This is a genomic window from Jiella pacifica, assembly GCF_010500815.1.
Classification (GTDB): domain Bacteria; phylum Pseudomonadota; class Alphaproteobacteria; order Rhizobiales; family Rhizobiaceae; genus Jiella; species Jiella pacifica.
This window is the reverse complement of record NZ_JAAAMG010000004.1, coordinates 248294-271705: the sequence shown is the minus strand read 5'-3', so window position 1 is coordinate 271705 and position 23412 is coordinate 248294. Positions and strand designations below refer to the sequence as shown.

Here is a 23412-nt window from a genome sequence, read left to right as displayed (position 1 = left end):
CGCTGGTGGAAAAACCCGTTTGCGCCGGATGCACGCGGCCGCGCGGTTTGCCCGCCGGGTCCGGCGCGACTAGAACGGCGGTGGTGAGATCGACGCGGAGCGGAGAAGACCTTGGCCATCGTCAAGCTCGACGATCATCTGATCGACCAGATCGCCGCCGGCGAAGTGGTCGAGCGGCCGGCTAGCGTCGTCAAGGAGCTGGTCGAGAACGCCGTCGATGCCGGGGCCTCGCGCATCGAGATCGCCACGGCCGGCGGCGGCAAGACGCTGTTGCGGGTCACCGACGACGGCTGCGGCATTCCCGAGAATGAACTTTCCCTCGCCGTCCGCCGCCACTGCACATCGAAGCTGTCCGGGGGCCTTGATCGCATCGCCACCCTCGGCTTTCGCGGCGAGGCGCTGCCGTCCGTCGGCTCCGTCGCCAGGCTCTCCCTGCGCTCGCGGGCAGAGGGGAATCGCGAAGCCTTCGAGATTCTCGTCGATCACGGCCGCTGCGAGGGACCGCGGCCGACGGCGCTGTCGCGCGGCACCGTCGTCGAGGTCCGCGACCTCTTCCAGAAGGTGCCGGCCCGGCTGAAGTTCCTGAAGAGCGAGCGAGCGGAATCGGCGGCGATCACCGACATCGTCCGGCGCCTCGCGCTGGCCGAGCCGGAAATCCGCTTCGAGATTTCCGGGCCGGACCGCACGACCACGGTGTTTCCCGCCGCCCGGGACATGGGCGAGCGGATCGCCCAGGTGGTCGGCGGGGATTTCGCGACGAATTCCGTGGCGATCGACGCCGAGCGGGAGGACGTCCGCCTCACCGGGCTTGCCGGCCTGCCGACCTTTTCGCGCGGCAATTCACTGCAGCAGTTCCTTTTCGTCAACGGCCGGCCGGTGCGCGACAAGATGCTCGTCTCGGCGCTGCGGGGCGGCTATTCGGACGTCATGGCGAAGGATCGCCATCCCGTCGCCGTCCTGTTCCTGACGCTCGACCCGGCCCTAGTCGACGTCAACGTCCATCCGGCCAAGGCGGACGTGCGCTTCCGCGATCCCGGCCTCGTCCGCGGCCTGATCGTCGGCGCGCTGCGCCAGGCTTTTGCCGAGAGCGGGCTGCGATCCTCGTCGGAAGGGGCAGCAGGCGTTCTGGCGCGCATGCGGGCGAAGGCCGACACGGTGACGCCGGCACCGCGTCGCTTCGACGGATTTGCGCCGGGCGGCTACTTCGCCGAGGGCTTCGCTGCGCCGAGACAGGCACCGTACGTTCCCGGCGGGTCGGCGTTCCGGCCGCTCGAGCCGGCCGGCACCACCACGATCGAGCGGCTGCCGGATTTCTCGGCCACCACTCCGCCACCGGCAGGAACGGCGATGGCCGCCGCCATGTCCGACACCGATGCCGCAAGAGAGGTGTTTGCCGGTCCCGACGCGTCGTCGCAGCCCGAGACCTATCCGCTCGGCGCCGCCCGAGCGCAGCTTCACGGCAACTACATCGTCGCCGAGACCGAGCGAGGGCTCGTCATCGTCGACCAGCACGCGGCCCACGAGCGGCTCGTCTACGAGGCGCTGAAGGAGGCGATCCACGGCCGGGCGCTGCCCTCCCAGATGCTGCTCATCCCGGAGATCGTCGACCTGTCCGCCGACGACGCCGAGCGGCTTTGCGAACATGCGGCCGATCTCGCCCGCCTCGGCCTCGGCATCGAACGGTTCGGCCCGGCCGCCATCGCGGTGCGGGAGACGCCGGCGATCCTCGGCCAGATCGACATTGCCCGGCTTTTGCGCGATCTGTCCGACGAACTCGCCGAATTCGGCACCAGGGACACGGTGACCAGCCGGATCGACCACGTCGCCGCGACGGTCGCCTGCCACGGCTCGGTGCGCTCGGGGCGGGTTCTGAAACTCGACGAGATGAACGCGCTGTTGCGGGGCATGGAGCGCACGCCCTCGGCGAGCCAATGCAATCACGGCCGCCCGACCTTCATCGAACTCGGCCTCGACGACATCGAGAAGCTGTTCGGCCGCAGATAGCCGGCCAAACCGGCAAGGTTTGATTTTGCCCGGCAAAGGGCGTAGTGCGGCTGGCGATTTGAAGAGCGGCCTCCCCTTCTGGGACGATGGCCCTGAACGTTTGATCCCGAGGGCCCCATGAACCGTTTCGAGAATTCCGGCGAGGCGAAGCTGCGCTACGGCACCCCGGACTTCCAGGTGATCAGGGCCGGCTCCTACGTGCGCTGCGCCGTGACCGGCGAGCCGATCCCGCTCGATCTCCTGCGCTACTGGAGCGTCGAGCGCCAGGAAGCCTATGTCGACGCGGCCGCGTCGTTCCAGCGCGACCGCGAATTCCGCGCCGGCGGCGCCGCCTGAGGCAACCGGCCGCCGGGATCAGGGCGCCGCCCGAGGCGGCGTCAGCATCAGGATTTCGAGACCATCCGCCAGCGCCGTCTGTCGAAGGCCGCGAGCGTCGCTTCGACGATCCGCCGGGCGTCGGAAGCACCGACAAATTCCAGCGCGACGTCGAGCACTGCGCAGTCCTGCAGGAATGCCCTTGCCGCCTCGCTGCCGGTGGCGAGCCGCACCGCGTCCTTGCGGGTGGTGGTGAGGATCAGCTTCTCCTTCGCCGCCGTCTCGGTCAGTCCGTCCAGTTCGGCGTCGGTGAAGGCATGGTGGTCGGGAAAGTCTCGCGTCTGGACGAGCTCCGCCCCGAGTTCGCCGAGGGAGGCGTAGAATTTTTGCGGATCGGCGATGCCGGCAAAGGCGAGCAGCCGCTCGCCGATGAGGATGTGCCGCGATTTCGAGACGAGCCTTGCCTGGAAGATCGCGCGGCCGGCCCGGGCCATCGCCCGGAGCGGTTTCTCCCGCCCCTCGCCCTCGCCGATGACCAGAAGCGCATCGGCCCGGCGCACCTGGTCGAGCAGCGGCGCCCGGAGCGGGCCGGCCGGGATCACCCGCCCGTTGCCGATGCCGCGCCGGGCGTCGAGAGCGATCACAGCATAGTCGATTGCCAGCCGCTGGCTCTGGAAGCCGTCGTCCATGATGGCGAAGTCCGCGTCGGTTTCCTCCAACAGCCGCGACAGGGCGGCTGCACGGTCCGCGCCGACCGCGGTCGGCGCGGCGGCGGCAAGCAGCAGCGGCTCGTCCCCGACATCGGCGACACCATGCCGGCTCGGCTCGACGACCATCGCCCCACTTCGCTTGCGGCCGTGACCGCGCGAAACGAAGCCCGGCCGCCGGCCGAGCGCCGCTGCCGCGCCGGCAAGGGCCAGTGCGGTGGGCGTCTTGCCCCCGCCGCCGGCGGTGAAGTTTCCGACGCACAGGACCGGCACGTCGAAGGCCACTCGCCGTCCCGTTCGAAGGTTTCGCCGGGCGAGCGAGCCATAGACAGCGGCGGCCGGGACGAGCAGATCGGAAGCAAGCGTCGCATCCCGCCACCAGAAGTCCGGCGCCCGTCCGCTCCTCAACGGCCGGCGACGACGCGGCCGCGTCGCTCCAGGCTGACGGAGAGGCGCAGCGGATGCAGGAACGGGTCGAGGGCGGCGAGCGTCCGTTCGAGCGCGCCGCGCATCTCGTCGACGGAGCGCAACGCCGCGCCGGCCATGGCCATGCGCTGCATCGGATCGAGCAGCAGCCCGTCGAGCTGGGCGGCCAGCGTGTCGGTATCGCGGACGAGCCGCGCACCGCCGTTGCGCAGAAGCCGCTGATAGCTGTCGCGAAAGTTCTGGACGTAGCGGCCGGTCAGGATGCCGGTCGACAGCATCGCCGCCTCGATCGGGTTCTGGCCGCCCTGGCCGGTGATCGACTTGCCGATGAAGGCGATCTCGCACAGCCTCAGATAGACGCCGAGTTCGCCCATCGTATCGCCGAGATAGACGTCCGTATCCTGATCCGGCAATTCGCCCAGGCTGCGCCGCTTGACCACCAGCCCCTTGCCGGCAAGCATCCGGGCAATGGCTGCGCCGCGCTCGACATGGCGCGGAACGACGAGGGTCAAAAGCCCCTCGTGCCGCCATTTCAGCCGCTCGTGCACCTCGGCGACGATCTCCTCCTCGCCTGGATGGGTGGAGATCGCGGCAAAGCGCGGACGAAGGCCGATCGCCGCGTCGAGCTCTGCCAACGAGGCCGGGTCGGCGGGCAGCGGCTCGGCATCGGCCTTGAGATTGCCGGCGAGCGTCACCCCCGGCGCGCCGAGCAGACGGAACCGCTCGGCATCGATGTCGGACTGCGCGACGACCTGGGCGAAATTCTCGAACAGCGCCTCGGCGAGCCGCGGCCTGCCCTTCCAGCGTTGGTATGAGCGGTCGGAGAGCCGGGCGTTGACCAGGATCTGCGGAATGCGCCGGGCCGAAAGCTCGTGGATCGTCACGGGCCAGATCTCGCTTTCGGCGACGATGGCGAGATCCGGGCGCCAGTGATCGAGAAACCGCCGCACCGCCGGCCTGACGTCCAGCGGCACGTATTGATGGATGACGCAATCGGCCAGGCGGTCCTCGACGAACTGCGCCGAAGTCGTCGTGCCGGTGGTCATCACCACCGCGAGGCCGTCGGCGGCGATCGTCCTGACCAGCGGCGCGACCGCCGCGCTTTCGCCGACGCTGGCGGCGTGAATCCAGACCAGTGGCCCCGGCTCGGGCCGGATCATGCCGGCGATGCCGTAGCGCTCCTTCAGGCGGCGCTTGTCCTCCTTGCCGCGGGCCACCCGCCAGCCGACATAGGGCTTGATGAACGGATAGCCGAAGACGCCGGCAAGGCGGTAGGCGGCGAAGGCGGCACGGGTCATCGGGTCGCTCACCGCCTCGTCCCGACCAGCCGCTCGGCTGCGAGATTGGCGGCCTCGATCGCCGCCGTCACCTCGCGGCGCTTCTCCGCCATGAGCGCGTCGTCGGCGTCGGCCGGCACCGTGATCGGCGCCCCCATGACGACCGCGATCCGCCCGAAGGGCAGCGGAATGCGGGTCTTGTCCCAGGCTCGTGCAAGCACGTGGTGGCGGCTGGTGACGGCCCCGGCTGGAACGATCGGCCGGCCGGAGATCTTGGCGAGCGTGACGATGCCGAGCCCAGCCTCGCGCGGCGTACCCTTGGGAATGTCGGCGATCATGCAGACGCCGGTTCCGCCGGCGAGCATGCGGCGCAGGGCGACGAGCGCGCGGGCGCCGCCCTTGCGCTGCGCCCGCTTGGCTTTGACGCCCTCTCGGCCGCCCGATCCGCGCACCGTCGAGATGCCGAAACTCTCGACAACCCGGGCGTTGATCTCGGCGTCGGCGCTGCGCGACAGAAGCGCGACATAAGGCAGTTCGCGCGGCCGGAAGAACGGCGCCAGAAGGTGCTGGCCATGCCACAACCCGACGATGGCCGGATGCTCGTCGGTGAGGATGCGGCGGAAGTCGGAAGAGCCGTCGGCGCGCCGCTGGGTGGCGTGAACGAGGCGCAGAAGGCCACCGACGGCAGCCCCGGCCGCGGCGATCGCAACTTTCGACCGGCCCAGCCGGCGCAGCACCTCGGGTGCCGACGGGCGCCGCTTCGGCTTGCCGCCGACATGACCGGGCATGTCGGAGCGCGGCACCGGCACTGGCACGAGAGACTCGTCATCCGACATGGTACGCGACACGTCGACCCTTTCGGCTTCGTTTCGGTCAGTCTTGCGGGTCGAGCAACCTGTGCATGTGAACGATGAAATATCGCATCGCGGCGTTGTCGACGGTCTGCTGCGCCTTGCCGCGCCAGGCGGTCAGCGCAGAGGCGTAGTCGGGGAAAATTCCGACGATATCAAGGCTTTCCAGATCCTTGAACTCGACGGTCGAGAGATTGCTGAGCTCCCCCCCGAAGACGAGGTGAAGCAGCTGCTTGGGTTTTTCTTCCTGCATGGCGGGGCTCCCTGTGGTGCGGCAGAGCAAGGGTGGAGTGCCCTCAGGCGGCGAGACTGCGGGCGATATCGCGCAAACGAGGCGCCAAGCCAAGGGGGCCGGCGATCATGACGGCGTGGGCGGTGGTTTCCTCGCCGTAGCGCCAGCGCCGGCCTTCCACGTCTTCGAAGCGCCCGCCGGACCGCTCGAGAATGAGATCTGCGGCCGCCACGTCCCAGTCGTTGGCGCGCGGGCGGACGATCGTGCCGTCCAGCCGGCCGCAGGCGACGAGGGCGAGACGGTAGGCGAGCGAGGGGATCGCGGCGAGCGCTTCGACCGCGTCCCCTTCGGCGTCGGCGATCTTCTTGCGCATCGAATCGGGCAGCGACAGCCGCATCCGGGTCGCCGAGGTCGCGGCGCTGGCCGAACAGGGCACGCCGTTGAGGAGCGCGGACCCGTCCGCCGTCGCCTCGAAGGTCTCGCCTCGCGCCGGAACATGGATGACGCCGGCGACCGGCACCCCGGCCTCGAGAACGGCGACCGAGACGCACCACACGTCCTCGCCGCGCAGGAAGGCTCTCGTCCCGTCGATCGGATCGACGACGAACACCCGGTGGCGCACCTCGGCGGCACGGTCCGACGCCGGCATCTCTTCCGACACCCAGCCGTAATCGGGCCGCGCTCCCGCCAGCCTTTCCTCCAGGCATCGATCGGCGGCGTAGTCGGCCTCGCTCACCGGCGAGTTGCCATGTTTGTACCAGACCTGCGGATCTTTGCGGAAATAGCCCATGGCGACGTCGCCGGCGCGCAAGGCGGCATCGCGCAGAAGCTCGAGATCGTCGGCCAGGCTGGCGGAGAAGCCGTCCACGACGTCAGTGCCCCGCCACGGTCATGCGCTCGACGCGCATCGTCGGCGCGACGAGGGAAAAGCGGGTGTCGAGGTCATTGGCAAGGGTGAGCGACAGGAGCATTTCCTTGAGGTTGCCGGCGACGGTGAACTCGGAAACCGGACGGGTGAGTTCGCCGTTCTCGATGAGATAGCCGGTGGCGCCGCGGCTGTAGTCGCCGGTGACCAGATTGGTGCCCTGCCCGATCAGCTCGTGGACGTAGATGCCGCTCTTCGTCTCGGCGATCAGTTCCTCAGGCGACATGGCGCCCGGCGTCACCGACACGTTGCTCGAAGACGGCGAGACACCGCCCGAAGAGCGCGCCCCGCGGCCGTTGGAGGAGAGGCCGAGTTCCTTGGCCGTCGCCGTGTCGAGCAGCCAGTTCCTCAGGATGCCGTCCTCGACGAGGAACATCGTCTCGCCGCGCACCCCCTCGCCGTCGAAGGGACGCGAGCCGGGCCGGCGCGACAACAGCGGCTCGTCGACGATCGAGACGGAGGCCGGCAGCACTATTTCGCCCATCTTGTCCATGAGAAAGCTGGTCTTTCTGGCGATCGCCGCGCCGTTGATCGCGCCGACGAGACTGCCGATCAGGCCCCGCGCCACCCGCGGATCGAAGACGATCGGGTAGCTTCCGGTCGGAACCTTGCCGGCGCCGAGCCGCCGCACCGCCCGCTCGCCGGCCCGCCGGCCGATCGCCTCGGGGTCATCGAGATCGCCATAGTGGATGCGCGAATCGAAGTCGTAGTCGCGCTCCATGGCCGTGCCCTCGCCGGCGATGACGCTGACCGAGCGGGAAAAGCCCGAGCGCATCTTCTCGCCGACGAAGCCTTCCGAGGTGACGAGGACGAGACCACTGGCGCCGGCCGAGACCGACGCACCGCCGGAATTCGTCACGCCGGAGATCGCGCGGGCGGCCTCCTCCAGCGCCAGAGCCTGTTCGACCATCCGGTCGCTGGCAAGCTCCGTCGGATCGTAGAGATCGAGATCCAGCCCGTCATTCGGGGCCAGACGGTCCTTCGGCGCGAGCGAGGCGAAGCGATCTTCAGGCGAGACCTTCGCCATCGCCACGGCCCGCTCGGCCAGCCTCTCGATGTCGGCATGAACGTCGGCGGAGACGGTCGCGACCCTTTGCCCGACGAAGACGCGCAGCGCCAGGTCCTCGCTTTCGGAGCTCTCGGTGTCCTCGACCTTGCCGAGCCGGACTTCGACCGACCGCCCGATCGAACGGACCACGGCCGCGTCGGCGGCATCGGCCCCGGCCTTTTTCGCTGCCGAAATCAGCCGTTCGGCGGTCTCGGTGAGCCGCTTCGTATCGTCATCCATCGCTTCGCCTACTGATCTTTTCCGTCGGACTATTTATTGTGCGGCGCAAGCAACGCAAGCTGCCCCCATCCGCGTCGTCGTCGCTCATCTCGTCGGCGACCGATGCGGATCCCGTATCGCGAGAGATAGGAACGAGTGCCCGCCTGTGGAACACGGATCAAGCGCCATATTTCTCGAAGTCATCCTGCTGCTCGGCGTGGGCGTCGTGGCCGGGACGCTGTTCAAGCGAATCGGTCTCGGCACCGTGCTCGGCTATCTCGCTGCCGGCATCCTGATGGGACCGGTGCTCCGCCTGATCGGGGAAGGCGAGCAGATTCTCTCGATCGGCGAGCTCGGCGTCGTTTTCCTCCTGTTCATCATCGGTCTCGAACTGAAGATCGACCGGCTCTGGGCGCTGCGCCGCCAGATCTTCGGTCTCGGTCTTGCCCAGGTGATGGTCGGCGGACTGCTGCTTGCGGTCGCGGCCTGGCTCCTCGCCGGCCTCGGCATCGCCGCTGCCATCATCGTCGGCTTCGGTCTTGCCTTGTCCTCCACCGCCTTCGGCATGCAGCTCCTTGACGAAGCGGGCGAGACCAATACGAGGCACGGCCAGGCGGCATTCTCGATCCTGTTGTTCCAGGATCTCGCCGTGGTGCCGCTTCTCGCCATCGTGCCGTTTCTGGCGCCCGGCGGCGAAGGCGCCGGCTTCGAGCCGATGCAGATCCTGATTTCGGTCGGTGCCCTCGCCGGCCTGCTTCTGGCCGGTCGCTTCCTGCTCAACCCCTTGTTTCGGCTGATGGCGACCGCCGGCGCCCGAGAGGTGATGCTGGGGGCGGCGCTGTTCGTCGTCCTCGGCTCGGCGATGCTGATGCAGGCGGCCGGATTCTCCATGGCGATGGGGGCCTTCATCGCCGGCATCTTCCTCGCCGACAGTTCCTATCGCCACGAGCTCGAAGCCAATATCGAGCCGTTTCGCGGCCTGTTGCTCGGCCTGTTCTTCATCGGTGTCGGCCTGTCGATCGATCTCGACGTACTCAAGAGCGCCTGGCCGATCATCGTCACGGTGGCGCCGGCCCTGATGATCGTCAAGGCCGGCCTGATCTTCGGCCTTTGCAGGCTGTTCGGCGAGACGCGCGGTCTTTCGCTGCGCGTCGCGGGGCTTCTGTCCCAGGCCGGCGAATTCGGCTTCGTCCTGTTTTCCGCGGCGGCGGCGGGACGCATCCTGACGGCTGAAACCTCGTCGATCCTCGTCGCCATCGTCTCGCTCTCGATGGTGCTGACGCCGCTCTCGACCTGGCTCGGCCGTCGCCTCGACCCCGCCGATGCCGAAGAGCAGATGGACGAGGATTTCGACGGCGCCGGCTCGGAAGTGCTTCTGGTCGGCTTTTCCCGCTTCGGCCAGATCGTCGCCCAGGTGCTTCTGTCGAGCGGCATCGACGTGACCATCCTCGATTCCTCCGTCGACCGCATCCGCACCGCCGAGCGCTTCGGCTTCCGCATCTATTTCGGCTCGGGCGTGCGCAAGGACGTCTTGGAGGCCGCGGGCATCCGCAAGGCGGGGCTCGTCGCCGTCTGCACCAACAAGCGCGAGACCACCGACCGGGTGGTCGATCTGATCCGCTCGGAGTTTCCCAACGTCCGGCTGTTCGTGCGCTCCTACGACCGCAGCCATGCTCTGTCTCTCAGGGCACGTGGCGTCGACTACGAGATCCGCGAGACGGTCGAATCGGCGCTGTCATTCGGCGGCGCGACGATTTCCGCCCTCGGGGTCGAGGATGAGCTCGCCGCCCGCATCGTCGACGACGTCCGCAACCGCGACAACGCCCGGCTGAAGCTGCAGGAGGCGGAAGGCATTTATGCCGGCAGCGACATGGTGACCACCCACGCGGTCACGCCCGAGCCGCTGGTCAAGCCGCGGCCGGGGCTGCACGCCGTCGAGAAGATGCCGGACGGCGACGACCATGGCGCGGTCATCGACGAGGATGCGCCGAAGCGCCGCCGCCGCGGCCGTCTCTTCGCCGGCCGCCGACGCCGCCCCGACCGAGTCGCCTCGCGGTAGGGCGAGACTGCGGCGGCGGGCGGCTCAGACGCGGAAGCGCCCGCCGCGGCATCGTGGGCCGGGCGGGCGCGTCGTGGTTCTCGGGTCGGGCCGGTCAGCCCGTTCCGGACTTATTTGTAGACCGGCGCCGGCTCGGCATAGACCGTGTCCTGCGCGGTGTAGAGCGGCGCGGGCTCCTTGCCCTTGCCAATGCCCGAACCGCCGAATTCGTAGCGCAGGCCGGCACGGACGGTGTGGATGTCGAAGCCGTGGTCCTTGCCCTGGACGCCCGAGGCGCCGGCGGCCGAATCCGCCTTGTCGTAGCCGTAGGCGTCGCCCTCGGCGATGCGGGTATATTTGTAACCGGCATCGAACTTCAGCTGATGGGTGATGTCGATGCTGGCGCCGGCCATGAGCGAGGAGGCGAAGCGCCAGGACGACTCGCCCGGATGGCTGCCCTTGTAGACCGGGAAGCCGTTGCAGGAACCGCCGCCGCAGGAGATCTCGTTGTCCATGTCGTCATACTTGACGTGGGCGAAGCCGAGGCCGGCGCCGATATAGGGCGTGATGCGGCCATAGGTGCCGATGTCGACATAGGCGTTGGCCATCGTCGTCCAGACGGAGGCGTGGGACGAATCGTTGTAACGGCAGTTGTTGTTGACCGGATCGAGGAGATAGCCGATCTCGACGAGATAGCCGCATTTGCTGGAGCCTTCGACGCCGGTGCGGAAATAGTCGACGGTCAAATCCGTGCGGAAGTAGCCGTTGACGCGGTAACCGACGCCGACGCCGAAGTTTGCCGAGTTCTTCAGCGTGATCGAGTCGTAGTGTTCGGTGTTGTCGATACCGTTGTTGCCGAAGCCGACATTGTAGAAGTCGTAGTGACCGTCGGACTTCGACTTGAAATTATAGCCGACATCGCCGCGCAGATACCAGCCGGACGTCTGGACCGGAGGCGGCGGCGGCGGCGGGGCGACATAGATGGGCTCTTCGATGATGTCGGCAGCATTGGCTCCCGTCACGAGAGACGACCATGCACCGATGGCGGCGACGGTCGTCAAAAGCAGCGTCTTCATTGTGATACGTCTCCGTTGAGGTCGGTGCGGATGGCGTCACCGGATTGGGTGACCTCGACGAATACGGTAAACGGGAGTGGTTAACAGACGGTTTAGAATTACGCTTCGTTTACCATGACCTTCAGGCAACGCGTTATTTTTCCAGCAGATACTCTTCACGGACCGAACGGCATCCCGGCGGCGCTCGCAACTTGAGATCAGTCGGCGAAACGTGGCATGCTTCGGGAAAGCTTCCCAGCTTGCGAGGAGACGGTCCCGAAGCGGAAGGTATCAGTGGCCAGACGGTTGCTCGCAGTCCATGGCTTCCGCCGCAAAGCCCTTTTCAGGCCGCAGCATCCTTCAGTGCGCTGACGATGTCGTCGACGATGGCGTTGACGAGCAGCGCGTCGTCGCCCTCGGCCATCACCCTGATCAGCGGCTCGGTGCCCGATGGACGGATGACCAGCCGACCCGCATTGCCGAGCCTGTCGCGGCCCGCAGCGATGGCCGCCTGCACGCCATTCGCCTGCAAGGGCTCGCCGCTCCGGTAGCGGACGTTCTTCAGAATCTGCGGCACCGGCTCGAAGCGGCGGCAGACCTGCGAGACCGGACCGCCCTTGCGCCGGACGACCGCGAGGATCTGCAGGGCAGAAACGAGGCCGTCGCCGGTGGTGGCGAAATCCGACAGGATGATGTGGCCGGATTGTTCGCCGCCGACATTGTAGCCGTGCTGGCGCATGTGCTCGACGACGTAGCGATCGCCCACCTTGGTGCGGGCCAGCTGCAGTTTCTTGGCTTCGAGGAAGCGCTCCAGGCCGAGGTTCGACATGATGGTCGCGACGATCCCGCCGGCCGACAGCCGCCCGTCCTCGGCCCAGCTTTCGGCGATCACCGCCATCAGCTGGTCGCCGTCGACGATCTCGCCCTTCTCGTCGACGATGAGGACACGGTCGGCGTCGCCGTCGAGGGCGATGCCGATGTCGGCCCTCACCTCCTTGACCTTGGCGATCAGCGCGTCGGGCGCGGTGGATCCGCAATCGCGATTGATGTTGACGCCATCGGGTTCGACGCCGATCTTGACGACGTCGGCGCCGAGTTCCCACAGGACCTCCGGCGCCACGCGGTAGCCGGCACCGTTGGCGCAGTCGATGGCGACGCGCATGCCGTCCAGCGAGAGCTCGCGCGGCAGCGTGCGCTTGGCGAATTCGATGTAGCGATAGATGTCGCCGTCGACGCGCTTGGCGCGCCCGATGTCGGCACCCGTCGACATGTGTCCGGACAGGTCCTCGTCGACGAGGCTGGCGATCTCCGCCTCGATGTCGTCTGACAATTTGTAGCCGTCCGGCCCGAACAGCTTGATGCCGTTGTCCTGGAAGGGGTTGTGAGAAGCCGAGATCATCACGCCGATGTCCGCCCGGAGCGAGCGGGTCAGCATGGCGACGGCGGGCGTCGGCATCGGCCCGAGCAGAAAGACGTCGACACCGGCGGCCGTGAAGCCCGCGACCATGGCATTCTCGATCATGTAGCCGGAGCGCCGGGTATCCTTGCCGATGACCACCCGGTGGCGGTGGTTGCCGCGCCGAAAGACGATGCCGGCCGCCATGCCGACCTTCATGGCGACCTCGGCGGTCATCGGATGGCGATTGGCGGTGCCGCGAATGCCGTCGGTGCCGAAATAACTCTTGGCCATCTGGTCCCCATTCAATGTCTCGGGAGGAACGGATCAACCCGCAACGGGCTACCCTCCCCTTCCTTCCGGACGAGCCGCCATGATGTTCCCGCCATCCTTGCCGAGACGAGAAGGCCGGATCAACTCGGCGGAAAGCCTTTCAGCCGGCAAGGTTAAGCAGGCTGACAAAGAAAAGGCGACCCAAAGGAGGGTCGCCCGTTCGTTCCGTCGCGGTTGCGACAATCAGGTCGGCTGCGGCTCCAGGCCGTCGCCGCGGGCCGGGCGCTGCGGGCCGGCCTTCGGCACTGCCGAGCCACGAGAGGGCGGCGTGTCGTCGCCCATGTCGCGGGTCAGCGGCCGGCCGGCCAGGAGGTCGTGGACCTCATCGCCGGACAGTGTCTCGTATTCGAGCAGCGCCTTGGCGATGAGATGCAGCTCATCGATGTGATCGGTGAGGATCTTCCGCGCCTTGTTCTCGGCGGTCTCGATGATCTGCCGGACCTCGGAATCGATCAGCCGGGCCGTCTCTTCCGACATGTTCTGCTGCTGAGCCACCGAATGACCGAGAAAGACCTCGTCCTGGTTCTGCTTGTAGCGCAGGCGGCCGAGCTTGTCGCTCATGCCGTATTCCATGACCATGGCCCGGGCCATGTTGGTCGCCTGCTGGATGTCGTTGGAGGCGCCGGTGGTGACGTTCTCCACCCCGTAGATGATTTCCTCGGCCGCTCTGCCGCCGAAGATCATCGCGAGGCGCGCCTCCATCTCGTTCTTGCGCATGCCGTAGCGATCACGCTCCGGCAGGTTCATGGTGACGCCGAGAGCCCGACCGCGCGGAATGATCGTCACCTTGTGCAGCGGGTCGTTGAACGGCTCGTGGATGCCGACGAGGGCGTGGCCGGCCTCGTGATAGGCCGTCAGCTTCTTTTCTTCCTCGGTCATGGCCATCGACCGGCGCTCGGCGCCCATCATGACCTTGTCCTTGGCGTCCTCGAATTCCTGCATGGTGACGAGGCGCTTGGAGCGCCGCGCCGCCATCAGCGCCGCCTCGTTGACGAGATTGGCGAGATCGGCGCCGGAAAAGCCCGGCGTCCCGCGCGCGATCGTCTTCAGATCGACATTAGGCGCAAGCGGCACGTTGCGAACATGCACCTTGAGGATCCGCTCGCGGCCGGTGAAGTCCGGATTCGGGACGACGACCTGCCGGTCGAACCGGCCGGGACGCAAGAGCGCCGGGTCGAGCACGTCGGGCCGGTTGGTCGCGGCGATCAGGATGATGCCCTCGTTGGCCTCGAAGCCGTCCATCTCGACGAGCAGCTGGTTCAGCGTCTGCTCGCGCTCGTCGTTGCCGCCACCGAGGCCCGCGCCGCGATGCCGGCCGACGGCGTCGATCTCGTCGATGAAGATGATGCAAGGCGCGTTCTTCTTGGCCTGCTCGAACATGTCGCGGACGCGGGATGCGCCGACGCCGACGAACATCTCGACGAAGTCGGAGCCCGAGATCGTGAAGAACGGCACGTTGGCCTCGCCGGCGACGGAGCGGGCGAGCAGCGTCTTGCCGGTGCCCGGAGGGCCGACGAGCAGGACGCCGCGCGGGATCTTGCCGCCGAGGCGCTGGAACTTCTGCGGCTCGCGCAGGAATTCGACGATCTCCTCGAGATCCTCCTTGGCCTCGTCCACGCCGGCGACGTCGGCGAAGGTGACACGGCCGTGCGCCTCGGTCAGGAGCTTGGCCTTCGACTTGCCGAAGCCCATGGCCTTGCCGCCGGCGCCGCCCTGCATCTGCCGCATCAGGAAGATCCAGACGGCGAGGATGAGGAGGATGGGGCCGAAGGACAGGAGCATCGACCAGATCGGATTGGAGTTGTCGCCCGGCGGGCTCGCGGTGATCTGGACGTTCTTGCCTTCCAGCCGCGAGACCAGATTGGCGTCTTCCGGCGCGTAGGTCTGAAAGGTGGTGGCGGAATCGCCGTACTTGCCGGAGATCCGCTGCCCCTGGATGTTGACCGACTGAATGCGGCCGCTGTCGACGTCCGACAGGAAGAGCGAATAGGGAATTTCGCGCGCGTTGCCGGTTTGCGTGCCGTTCGAGAACAGCTGGAAAAGCGCGATCAAGAGCAGGGCGATGATCGCCCACAGCGCGAAGTTTCGAAAGTTCTGATTCATCAACTCTTCCTGAGTCGCGTAAAGGGCCGCGTCGCGAACCCTTCGAAGATAAGTGCTGCGGCGCCCCTTGCCAACACATTGGCCGGCATTTGCGGCAAAAAGCGGAGCGGGCCTCCAAACATGGTGTGGAGGCGGTTAGGCTTCCGGCAGATCGAGGTCCCGTCGCAGGAGATGGGGCGTCAGCGGCTCGAAGGCGAGATCGCCGATCCCGGGGCCCAACCGCCTGGCCGCCGGTGCGAGCGCCGCGCGGGCGCGTCCCTCCGCATCGACGACGACCGGGCAGGAGCGCAGCCGGATCCCTCCCTTGCCGAGAAGGCCGAGCGGCACGAGTCGGGCACCCGGCAAGGCGCGCCAGGGTCCGACGTCGACGACGAAGCGCCCGTCGAAGACAACCGGCCAATCCATTTCGGCGGCAAAGCGGCCGCCGAGAGCCTTTGCCGCTCCGAGCGACAAAGCCGCGATCGCGCCTCTGCCGAACTCGCGCATGACGACGACTTCACCGCCCTCGATCCGAACGATCGCACCGCCGAGCGTTCGGGCGTCCGGCCGCGGCGGTCCTTGGCGAAGCCACGTCGAGACGTCGCGAACCGCCTGGCCCGAGGGCGGGCGCGGCGCGCCGGCTGCGGCGACGACGGCGCGGGACAGGAGATGGGCGGCGCAGCGCGGCGACAATTCGGCAAAGGCCGCGCGATCGGACAAGAGGGCGCCGTCTTCGGCAAATCGCAGGCGTCCGGTTTCCTCCAGGTCGACGAGCGCCCGTGCGAACGCCCGCTCCGCATCGTCTCGCGCCCGCTTGCAACGCCGCAGATTCGCCCGCGCCCTCGCTTTTCGCCGCGGGTCTGCCGCGAGTTCGAGCCGGATGCGAACCCGGTCGTAATGCTGGTCGCGATTGGTCGGATCGTCAACGGCAACGATCCCCGAGGCGGTGACGAGATCGGCCAATCTCTCCCGAGCGATTCCGAGGAATGGCCGGCCGAGCGCTGCATCCGGGGAAAGCCAGCGCAACGTCCGCATGCCGGCCGATGCCGCGACGTCGCCGCCGTTCCGGCGCCGAATGACATGGGTCTCGACGTCGTCGTCCAGATGGTGCGCGGTGAGGACGAGATCGAGGCCGTGGCGTCGCGCATGCGAGAGAAGCAAGGCGTAGCGGCCCTCGCGCGCCCTTGCCGAAAGATTGCCGGGCTTTGCCTCGGGGGTCCAGGTCAGCGTCTCGTGGGGAAGGCCACAGCTTGCGGCGAGGACTGCCACGAACGCCGCTTCCTCCGCCGCTTCCGGCCTGAGGCGATGATCGACGGTCGCGACGCGAAGCTGTGGCGCCGCCGCTGCGAGTGAGCGATGCCAGGCCGATGCCGTAAGAAGAAGAGCGAGAGAATCGGGGCCGCCGGAGACGGCGAGGAGAATGCCGCGGATTGCCCCGCGACGTCGGTGAGCCGTCGCGACGAGGCGGTCCAGAGCGTCGACAAGCGCCCGATCGGCGGTCGGAAAGGCGGCAGGCGCGATCGCGGCAGCTCCTTTTCCGCCGGGTCCAGGCAGGGCTTCGGCCTGCCGGCTGATCAGCAGCTCGCCGCCTTCTGCTCGTCCCGCAGCTTGCGCCGGACGTTGTCGCTCATCTGCGGGTAGCGGCGGGAGACCTCCTTGAAGGTCACGCAGGCGGTGTCGCGATTGTTGAGCTTGGCAAGCGACATGCCGAGCTTCAGCATCATGTCGGGAGCTTTGCCGCTTTTCGGGTGTGACTTCTGGGCGTCGAGGAAGACCTCCGCCGCGTCGGCGTATTTCTTCTGCTGGTAGAGGCTCTCGCCGAGCCAGTATTCCGCGTCGGGCGCGTCGCTGGCGCTGGGATAGGTCTGGGAGTACTGCCGGAAGGACTGCTCCGCCCGCTGATAGTCGCCGGCGAGTAGATAGTTGTAGGCGAGGTCGTACATGTCGCGCGGTCCGCGCGCATCGATGCTGGCCACCGTCGACTCGTCCGGTGTTGCCGCCGCCGAACTCGCTCCCGACCCCGCGGAGGCGCCGAGCGAACTCGTGTCGAGACCGCCGGAAAGCAGCTCGCCGATGTCGTCGCCTCCCTCCGCCGCGGCCGAGGAAGAGCTGCCCGAGGACGCCGCAGGCGCCGCGTCGCCGCGTCGTTCGCCCGGCTTCGACGAAGCCGGCGCGGCGGCGCCGCCACCCTCGATCTGCTGGAATCGGAATTCGGAGTCTTCGCGATATTTGCGCATGTCCTCTTGGGCCTGGAGGAGTTGGAAGCTCAACTCCTCGACCCTGCCGTTCAGCCGGCGGACCTCGTCCTCGAGCTGATTGATCCGCACGACGAGATCGCCGGCCTGAGCCACGCGCACCGGCCGTTGGTCGTTGGAGGCCGCCGCTGATTCCTGCGGAAGCCTCGCCGCAGGCGGCGGAGCCGGAAGCCCGACGGCGGCCACCGGGTCTTGCGCGGCGACGAAGACCCCCGGCAACTCGAAGGCCGAGGCCGCCGTCGGCAGCACGAATGCAAGCAATCCCGCGGCAGCCAAGCTGCGGCGAAGCACGTTCAATTTCGACACCATTCGTTCCCCTCACCCGGGCCGCAAGGAATGCACGAGAACCTCGCGCCGGCACTCGTTCGCAAGCGCATCTTCGGTTGCAGCGCAATCCTGCCGCGGCACGAACTCACCAGCAAAGCATGGAAGGGGGGAGTTCGGCCAAAGTTTGACGGCCCGCCCATCAATCCGTCGCGACGGAAAGACGAGCAGGCGTTGCCGGTTCAAGTCTTCGCTGGCGGTTTTCGGGAGCGGCGACGTCAAGTGCCGTCGGCGCGTCCGAAAAACCCTCGAGGCGCGGCGGACTGTTCCGACTGCGCCTCGATCCTTGAAGGATCAGCTCGACGGGCCGCCGAGGACGGTGACGGCGCGGCGGTTCTGCGACCAGCAGGAGATGTCGTCGCAGACGGCAACCGGCCGCTCCTTGCCGTAGGAGATGGTGCGCATCCGGTTGGCCGGAACGCCCAGCTGGGTCAGGTAATCGCGGGTCGCCGAAGCTCTGCGAGCGCCGAGGGCGAGGTTGTACTCGCGGGTGCCGCGCTCGTCGGCATGGCCCTCGATGGTGATCGGATACTGCGAATTCTGCCGCAGCCACTGCGCCTGGCGCTGCAGCGTCTGCTGCCCGGTCGCGGTGATTTCGGTGGAATCCGTCTCGAAGAAGATCCGGTCGCCGACATTGACGGTGAAGTCCTGGGGCGAGCCGGGCGTGACGTTACCGGAGCCGCCGATCCCGTTGGCGCCGCCGAGGCCGAGGCCGGCCGCATTGTCGGGGAGCCCGTCCTTCTTGCTGGCGCAACCGGCGACGAGGAGGCCGGCAAAGAGCGCGAGGGCGATGCGTGTCTTGCCCTGAGAGACCATGCTCAGCATGGCGAACTCCTTCAAATCCAACGAATTTTCGTTATCGACGGCTTACCACGACCAAGCTTAACGAGCGGTAAAATCGAATGATTTTCCCACCCCGCGGCACACGTTGGGCGAGACCAAGACGCGGGCGGAGTTTTTTGCCGCAGATCGACGTTTACCGAACGGCTGGTGCGCTCGCGCAACAGCAGACCTCTATGGAAGAAGGCTTGCGCCGGGCTGGGCCGGCGGCTGCGCCGGCCCCTTTCTCGCCCCTCAGTCGAGGAGCGGCGACCAGGCCGGATCCGAGGCATAGCCCGGCGTCGGAACCTTCTGCTCGTTGTAGCCGGTAAGGTCGATCGAATAGAGCTGCGGGCCGCTGCCGCCCCTCTGGTCGCGGAAGAACATCAGGACGCGGCCGTTCGGGGCCCAGGTCGGCCCCTCATTGTGGAAGCCCGACGTCAGGATTCGTTCGCCCGAGCCGTCCGGCCGCATGATGCCGATCTGGAACTGGCCGCCCGATTGCTTGGTGAAGGCGATGAGATCGCCACGCGGCGACCAGACCGGCGTCGAATAGGATCCGTCGCCGAAGGAGATGCGCTGCTGGTTCGAGCCGTCGGCGCCCATCGTATAGAGCTGCTGGCGCCCGCCGCGGTCGGATTCGAAGACGATCCGCGTGCCGTCCGGCGAATAGGAGGGCGAGGTGTCGATGGCGCTGGTCGAGGTCAGCCGCGTCGTCGCCCGGGAACGAAGGTCCATCGCGTAGATGTTGGCGTTGCCGTTCTGCTGCAGGCTCATGATCACCTTCTGGCCGTCCGGCGAAAACCGGGGGGCAAAGGTCATGCCGGGGAAGTTGCCGACGATCTCCCGCTGGCCGGTCTCGAGCTGCAGGAGATAGACCCGCGGCTCGCCGTTGCCGAAGGACATGTAGGTGACCTCCTGGCGGTTCGGCGAAAACCGCGGCGTCAGGACGAGATCGCGGCCGTCGGTCAGAAAGCGCACGTTCGCCCCGTCCTGATCCATGATGGCGAGGCGCTTGACCCGGTTGGCCTTGTCGCCGCTCTCGGAGACGAAGACCACGCGGCTGTCGAAATAGCCCTTCTCGCCGGTGACGCGCTCGTAGATCGCGTCGGCGATGATGTGGCCGACCCGGCGCCAGTTGTCCGGGTTGGTGTAGAACTGCTGGCCGTCGAGCTGCTGGCCGGCGAAGACGTCCCAGAGCCGGAACTCGACGCGCAGCCGTCCGTCCGCCTCAGGCGAGACGCGGCCGACGACGAGGGCCTGGGCGTTGATCACCGTCCAGTCCTGGAAATTCGGGCTGGCGTCCGGGCCGAGGCCCTTCTGGATGAAGGCCGAGGGATCGATCGGCGCGAACAGGCCGGAGCGCTTCAGATCCGCCGTGACGATGTCGGAAATCTGTTTGCCCAGTCCGTCCTGCGACTGGAAGTCGGCAATGGCGATCGGCAGCGGCTGGACGTTGCCCTGGGTGATGTCGAGTTCGACGACGGCGCGCGCCGGCGTCGTCGCGGCGAAGCCGGCGGCGAACACCAGGATGGCCAGGCAAAGGCCCTTGAAGATCTCATGCATGAGCGGAACTACCCCTCTTGAGCGACCGCGCCGCGCCTTCGGCTGCCACGCAGTCATGTGTCGTCCGGCCTTCCGCAGCGGCGAAGGCCGCCTTCCCCCGGAACCGGCATGTCGATGTGCCGTCGCCCTTACTAGATCCCTTTCGGGAATTTTGATGGCGACGACCGCGGCTTCTTTCGTTCAGAGCATCTGGCTGGGGTCGAAATTCAAGAGCACTTCCGACCAGGTGTCGTATTTCTCCGGCGGCAGCTTGTAGGGCGCGCAGCGGATCACCGCCCTGAGCGCCGCATCGCCGGCCGCCCGTTCGATGGTCGAACCGCTGCCGCCGTCGACGAGTTCCGGCCGCCCCTCCAGCCCGCCGGACGGATCGAGGCGCATGCGGATCGTCACCCGCAGCGAGCCGGCCTCGGAAACCCCCGCCGGCGGCGACCAGCACTGGCTGACCTGCCCGCGCAAGGCATCGAGTTCGCTCATCGACAGCTTGGCGCCGGTGCGCCGGTCGCCGCCGAGCGAGGCCTGCTGTTGCGAGCGCTTCGCCCCGCCGCCGGCCGACTTCTCCTTGTTGAGAAGCGCGGCGATCTTGTCCGGATCGAACTCGCTGTCGTCCTCAGCAGCCTGCACCGGCTTCTCGACCGGCTTCTCCGGCTTCTTCGTCTCGGTCTGCGCCGGCCGCGGCGGGCTCGGCCGGACCTGCGGCACGGGTCCCCGATCGGGGAGCGATGCCACCTGCGGCGCCTCGGGCGTCGGGGCCGGCTTCTGTTCGGGCTCCGGCTGTGGCTCGGGCTTTTCTTCCGGCTGGGCTTCGGCCGTTGCGATCGCCTCTTCGATGGGATCTGCCTCAGCCGGCGTCGGCTCGGCCGGCGCCGGCTCCTGCGGCTGGGCGACTTCCGCCGGCTGCGGCGAGGGCTCGGGGCGCGGCGTCGGAACGGCCTGCGGAACCGGCTCGGGGCTCGGCTCGGGCTGAGGCGGCGGCGCGGCAGCGACGGGCGCGGCGGTCTGTTCGACGGCCCGCTCGCGTTCGGTCGGCGTCGGCGGGGAATCGAGATCGACGGAATTTTCGCCGACATTCTGCGCGGTGTCGTCGGCCGCCGGCTTCTCCGTCGGCTCCGGGGCCGGCGTCTCGGTGACGGGGGCGTCCTTCTTGCCGATCAGCGACTGGGAGTATTCCTCGACCGGCACGAGTTCGACCGGCAGCGATTCGACATTCGCGACCTCGAGCGGCTCGGGCGCGCCGAGAGACCACAACCCCCAGGTGAGGATCGCGGCATGCAGAACGGACGAGACGGCGACGCCGGCTTTCATCTGAGGCTCGGTCTCCGAACTCCGCTCATAGCGCCTTCGTGTCCTGATCGGTGACGAGACCGATGTTCTTGAAACCCGCCGCGTTGATCCGGCCCATCACCTGCATCACCGTGCCGTAGTCCGCCGACCTGTCGCCCTTGACGAAGATCCGCTCCTGGTAGCCGGTTTTGGCGATCTGCTCGAGCTTCGGCACGACCTCTTCCACTGCGATCTCGGTCTCGTTGATGTAGACTTGGCCATTCGCGTTGACGGAAATGGTGATCGGCTGCTGATCGGAATTCAGCGCCTTCGCCTGGGTCTGGGGAAGCTCGATCGGCACGCCGACCGTCAGCATCGGCGCGGCGACCATGAAGATGATCAGGAGAACGAGCATCACGTCGACCATCGGGGTGACGTTGATCTCGCTCATCGGGGCCCGGCGCGAACGGCCGCGTCGCGACCGCCTGGCGCCGCCACTGCCCGTCGACATTCCCATGGCTCGTCCCCTCAAACATTTTCAGCGCAACCCGCGCACCGGCAAGACATCGGCCGAGTTCGGTTTCGACGAAACCCCGCGACGGTGCGGGACGCCGGGCCCGGCTTCAGCGCTGCGTCAGCTTTTCGTCGATCTGACGCGACAGGATGGCCGAGAACTCGTCGGCGAAGGCTTCGAGCCGCATGCCGAGTTTGCCGGCGTCGGCCGACAGCTTGTTGTAGGCGATGACCGCCGGGATCGCCGCGACGAGGCCGATGGCCGTCGCCAGCAGCGCTTCGGCGATGCCGGGCGCGACGACGGCAAGACTGGTCTGCTGCGAGCCGGCGATCGCCTGGAACGAGGTCATGATGCCGATCACCGTGCCGAACAGGCCGACGAAGGGCGCCGCCGAGCCGACGGTCGCCAGGAAGCCGAGCCGCGACTCCAGTCCGTCCATCTCCCGGGCAAGCGTCACGTCCATGGCCTTCTCGATGCGCTGCTGCAGCCCGATCGGCGAGCGCGCGCCCTTTTCGAAGGATTTCTTCCACTCTCGCATCGCCGCGACGAACAGCGCCCCCATGCCGTTGGTCCGCCGTTCCGAGAGCGTGTGGTAAAGCTCCTCCAGCGACTGGCCGGACCAGAAGTGGCTCTCGAACTTGTTCAGCTGCCGTCGGAATGCGCCGTAGCGCATCGACTTGTCGATGATGATCGCCCAGGACCACACCGAGGCGACGATCAGCCCGATCATCACCAGCTTGACGATGAAGCCCGCCTGCCAGAACAGATCCCAGAGGGACACGGACCCGGCGGCCGACAGCGCTTCCTGAGCGATTTGCCCATCCATTTCTGATCAAGCCCCTCAAAACAAATCGACCATCGGTTGCGGCATCGCCGCTCCGCCCGATGCTTACGGTTTCACCGCCTCCCTCGCAGGGACGGTCGGCCTTTCGCCACCGGTCGCGTCGGTCACGATCGCGAGTCGGCGTACTGCGAGAATGCCGCGTCGAACGCCCCGATCCGCATACGGCCCCCTCACGCGCCAGCCATTTGGGTGGCACGAACCGTATCTCTCACCCGCTTTCACAAGCGATTCCGGTGAAAGCATGGCGAAATCGACTCAAATCCGCCGCTCTTACTTCTGGACCATCCATGGTTAACAAGCGGTTACGCCGCGCCGGCAAACCGCTCTGCCGCCGGCAGGCCCGGCCGCAGGAAGCCCGCGGGGCCGATCACGCCAGACCTCAACCCCCGGATTGTGGCGCCAGCACGTCGAGCACCCTTTCCGGCATGCGCATCGGCTTGCCGTCCGGCGAGATCACCGCGACCTTGACGTTCGCCTCGAGGAGAAGCTCCTCGCCCCGCAGGATCTTCTGGTCGAGGAGAATGCGCGCCCCGCCGAGCTGGCGGGTCCTGGTCTTCACGCTGACGACGTCGTCGATCCGGGCCGGCCGGAGGAAGTCGATCTCCATGCGCCGCACCGCGAAGGCCATCGGCGCGCCGAACTCTCCCGCGGCGAGTTGCCGGTGACCGATCCCCTTCAGCCGCAGGAAGTCCGACCGCCCCCGCTCCAGAAAATGCAGGTAGCGAGCGTGGTAGACGACGCCGGAAAAATCCGTGTCCTCGAAATAGATCCGGACGTCGAGCCTGTGGCCCCCGTCTTCCAGCCAGCCGGCGATGTCGTGGTCGATTTTCATGTCGAACGATTTTTCGTCTTTGCCATCATGGCCTTGGCACGGAGCCGAAGGTCCCGGCGATGTTTGGACCGCGTGGTGTCATCGGCCTGT

General features: G+C 67.5%; 20 protein-coding genes. 3 read left to right on the top strand and 17 right to left on the bottom strand.

The features are described from left to right. The first annotated feature begins 111 nt into the window (after positions 1-111). Positions 112-2004 (top strand): DNA mismatch repair endonuclease MutL, encoded by a 1893-nt coding sequence (gene mutL / locus GTK09_RS07540; protein ID WP_163462379.1) that lies wholly within the window; start codon positions 112-114, stop codon positions 2002-2004. Between the two features lie 117 nt (positions 2005-2121). Then, entirely contained in the window at positions 2122-2340 is a 219-nt protein-coding gene (locus GTK09_RS07535; protein WP_163462377.1) for a DUF2093 domain-containing protein, read from the top strand. A 47-nt stretch (positions 2341-2387) separates the two neighbouring features. On the opposite strand, the gene lpxK is transcribed toward GTK09_RS07535, so the two are convergent. The 6 genes from lpxK to GTK09_RS07505 are packed head-to-tail and all read right to left on the bottom strand — an operon-like array spanning position 2388 to position 8025. After that, positions 2388-3434 (bottom strand): tetraacyldisaccharide 4'-kinase, encoded by a 1047-nt coding sequence (gene lpxK / locus GTK09_RS07530; protein ID WP_163462375.1) that lies wholly within the window; start codon positions 3432-3434, stop codon positions 2388-2390. Next, entirely contained in the window at positions 3431-4762 is a 1332-nt protein-coding gene (waaA, locus tag GTK09_RS07525; RefSeq protein ID WP_376767961.1) for a lipid IV(A) 3-deoxy-D-manno-octulosonic acid transferase, read from the bottom strand. Before waaA ends, lpxK begins: the two co-directional genes overlap by 4 nt. Next, positions 4759-5565 (bottom strand): lysophospholipid acyltransferase family protein, encoded by an 807-nt coding sequence (locus GTK09_RS07520; protein ID WP_246217760.1) that lies wholly within the window; start codon positions 5563-5565, stop codon positions 4759-4761. Before GTK09_RS07520 ends, waaA begins: the two co-directional genes overlap by 4 nt. A gap of 37 nt (positions 5566-5602) precedes the next feature. Continuing rightward, positions 5603-5833, bottom strand: a complete 231-nt coding sequence (locus GTK09_RS07515; protein WP_163462373.1) for a DUF4170 domain-containing protein — start codon at positions 5831-5833, stop codon at positions 5603-5605. A 43-nt stretch (positions 5834-5876) separates the two neighbouring features. Next, complete coding sequence (locus GTK09_RS07510; RefSeq protein WP_312869700.1) at positions 5877-6680, bottom strand: 3'(2'),5'-bisphosphate nucleotidase CysQ; 804 nt, start codon at positions 6678-6680, stop codon at positions 5877-5879. Between the two features lie 4 nt (positions 6681-6684). Continuing rightward, a complete protein-coding gene (locus GTK09_RS07505; protein WP_163462371.1) occupies positions 6685-8025 on the bottom strand; it encodes a TldD/PmbA family protein in 1341 nt (446 codons plus the stop codon). 145 nt (positions 8026-8170) lie between these two features. Between GTK09_RS07505 and GTK09_RS07500 the strand changes: the two genes are divergently transcribed. After that, on the top strand, positions 8171-10063 hold the full coding sequence (locus tag GTK09_RS07500) for a monovalent cation:proton antiporter-2 (CPA2) family protein (RefSeq protein ID WP_163462369.1): 1893 nt from the start codon (positions 8171-8173) through the stop codon (positions 10061-10063). A 110-nt stretch (positions 10064-10173) separates the two neighbouring features. Here GTK09_RS07500 and GTK09_RS07495 read toward each other — a convergent pair whose 3' ends face one another. The 11 genes from GTK09_RS07495 to ybgC all read right to left on the bottom strand — a co-directional run bounded on the left by GTK09_RS07495 (position 10174) and on the right by ybgC (position 23322). Next, entirely contained in the window at positions 10174-11118 is a 945-nt protein-coding gene (locus GTK09_RS07495) for an outer membrane protein (protein WP_163462368.1), read from the bottom strand. A 322-nt stretch (positions 11119-11440) separates the two neighbouring features. Further along, positions 11441-12787 (bottom strand): phosphoglucosamine mutase, encoded by a 1347-nt coding sequence (glmM, locus tag GTK09_RS07490; RefSeq protein ID WP_163462366.1) that lies wholly within the window; start codon positions 12785-12787, stop codon positions 11441-11443. Between the two features lie 222 nt (positions 12788-13009). After that, the gene (ftsH, locus tag GTK09_RS07485) at positions 13010-14929 is read right to left on the bottom strand and encodes an ATP-dependent zinc metalloprotease FtsH (protein ID WP_163462364.1); all 1920 of its coding nucleotides are present in this window, start codon (positions 14927-14929) and stop codon (positions 13010-13012) included. 135 nt (positions 14930-15064) lie between these two features. Next, on the bottom strand, positions 15065-16330 hold the full coding sequence (gene tilS / locus GTK09_RS07480) for a tRNA lysidine(34) synthetase TilS (protein ID WP_312869707.1): 1266 nt from the start codon (positions 16328-16330) through the stop codon (positions 15065-15067). 152 nt (positions 16331-16482) lie between these two features. Beyond that, a complete protein-coding gene (gene ybgF / locus GTK09_RS07475) occupies positions 16483-17472 on the bottom strand; it encodes a tol-pal system protein YbgF (RefSeq protein ID WP_163462362.1) in 990 nt (329 codons plus the stop codon). A 309-nt stretch (positions 17473-17781) separates the two neighbouring features. Further along, on the bottom strand, positions 17782-18312 hold the full coding sequence (gene pal / locus GTK09_RS07470) for a peptidoglycan-associated lipoprotein Pal (protein ID WP_163462360.1): 531 nt from the start codon (positions 18310-18312) through the stop codon (positions 17782-17784). A 249-nt stretch (positions 18313-18561) separates the two neighbouring features. Next, a complete protein-coding gene (tolB, locus tag GTK09_RS07465) occupies positions 18562-19872 on the bottom strand; it encodes a Tol-Pal system beta propeller repeat protein TolB (protein WP_163462358.1) in 1311 nt (436 codons plus the stop codon). Positions 19873-20052: 180 nt separating this feature from the next. Beyond that, positions 20053-21174, bottom strand: coding sequence for a cell envelope integrity protein TolA (gene tolA / locus GTK09_RS07460; RefSeq protein WP_163462357.1), 1122 nt, complete (start codon positions 21172-21174; stop codon positions 20053-20055). 25 nt (positions 21175-21199) lie between these two features. After that, entirely contained in the window at positions 21200-21649 is a 450-nt protein-coding gene (tolR, locus tag GTK09_RS07455) for a protein TolR (protein ID WP_163462355.1), read from the bottom strand. 106 nt (positions 21650-21755) lie between these two features. Continuing rightward, complete coding sequence (gene tolQ, locus GTK09_RS07450) at positions 21756-22460, bottom strand: protein TolQ (protein WP_312869706.1); 705 nt, start codon at positions 22458-22460, stop codon at positions 21756-21758. A gap of 409 nt (positions 22461-22869) precedes the next feature. Beyond that, entirely contained in the window at positions 22870-23322 is a 453-nt protein-coding gene (gene ybgC, locus GTK09_RS07445; RefSeq protein WP_163462351.1) for a tol-pal system-associated acyl-CoA thioesterase, read from the bottom strand. Positions 23323-23412 lie beyond the last annotated feature (90 nt).

Coding starts and splice junctions, on each gene's coding strand:
- ybgF (WP_163462362.1), bottom strand. CDS start 17,472: ATGGTGTCGAAATTGAACGTGCTTCGCCGCAGCTTGGCTGCCGCGGGA.
- tolB (WP_163462358.1), bottom strand. CDS start 19,872: ATGCATGAGATCTTCAAGGGCCTTTGCCTGGCCATCCTGGTGTTCGCC.
- GTK09_RS07520 (WP_246217760.1), bottom strand. CDS start 5,565: ATGTCGGATGACGAGTCTCTCGTGCCAGTGCCGGTGCCGCGCTCCGAC.
- GTK09_RS07495 (WP_163462368.1), bottom strand. CDS start 11,118: ATGAAGACGCTGCTTTTGACGACCGTCGCCGCCATCGGTGCATGGTCG.
- GTK09_RS07515 (WP_163462373.1), bottom strand. CDS start 5,833: ATGCAGGAAGAAAAACCCAAGCAGCTGCTTCACCTCGTCTTCGGGGGG.
- tolR (WP_163462355.1), bottom strand. CDS start 21,649: ATGGGAATGTCGACGGGCAGTGGCGGCGCCAGGCGGTCGCGACGCGGC.
- GTK09_RS07535 (WP_163462377.1), top strand. CDS start 2,122: ATGAACCGTTTCGAGAATTCCGGCGAGGCGAAGCTGCGCTACGGCACC.
- ybgC (WP_163462351.1), bottom strand. CDS start 23,322: ATGAAAATCGACCACGACATCGCCGGCTGGCTGGAAGACGGGGGCCAC.
- tolA (WP_163462357.1), bottom strand. CDS start 21,174: ATGAAAGCCGGCGTCGCCGTCTCGTCCGTTCTGCATGCCGCGATCCTC.
- ftsH (WP_163462364.1), bottom strand. CDS start 14,929: ATGAATCAGAACTTTCGAAACTTCGCGCTGTGGGCGATCATCGCCCTG.
- pal (WP_163462360.1), bottom strand. CDS start 18,312: ATGCTGAGCATGGTCTCTCAGGGCAAGACACGCATCGCCCTCGCGCTC.
- GTK09_RS07505 (WP_163462371.1), bottom strand. CDS start 8,025: ATGGATGACGATACGAAGCGGCTCACCGAGACCGCCGAACGGCTGATT.
- glmM (WP_163462366.1), bottom strand. CDS start 12,787: ATGGCCAAGAGTTATTTCGGCACCGACGGCATTCGCGGCACCGCCAAT.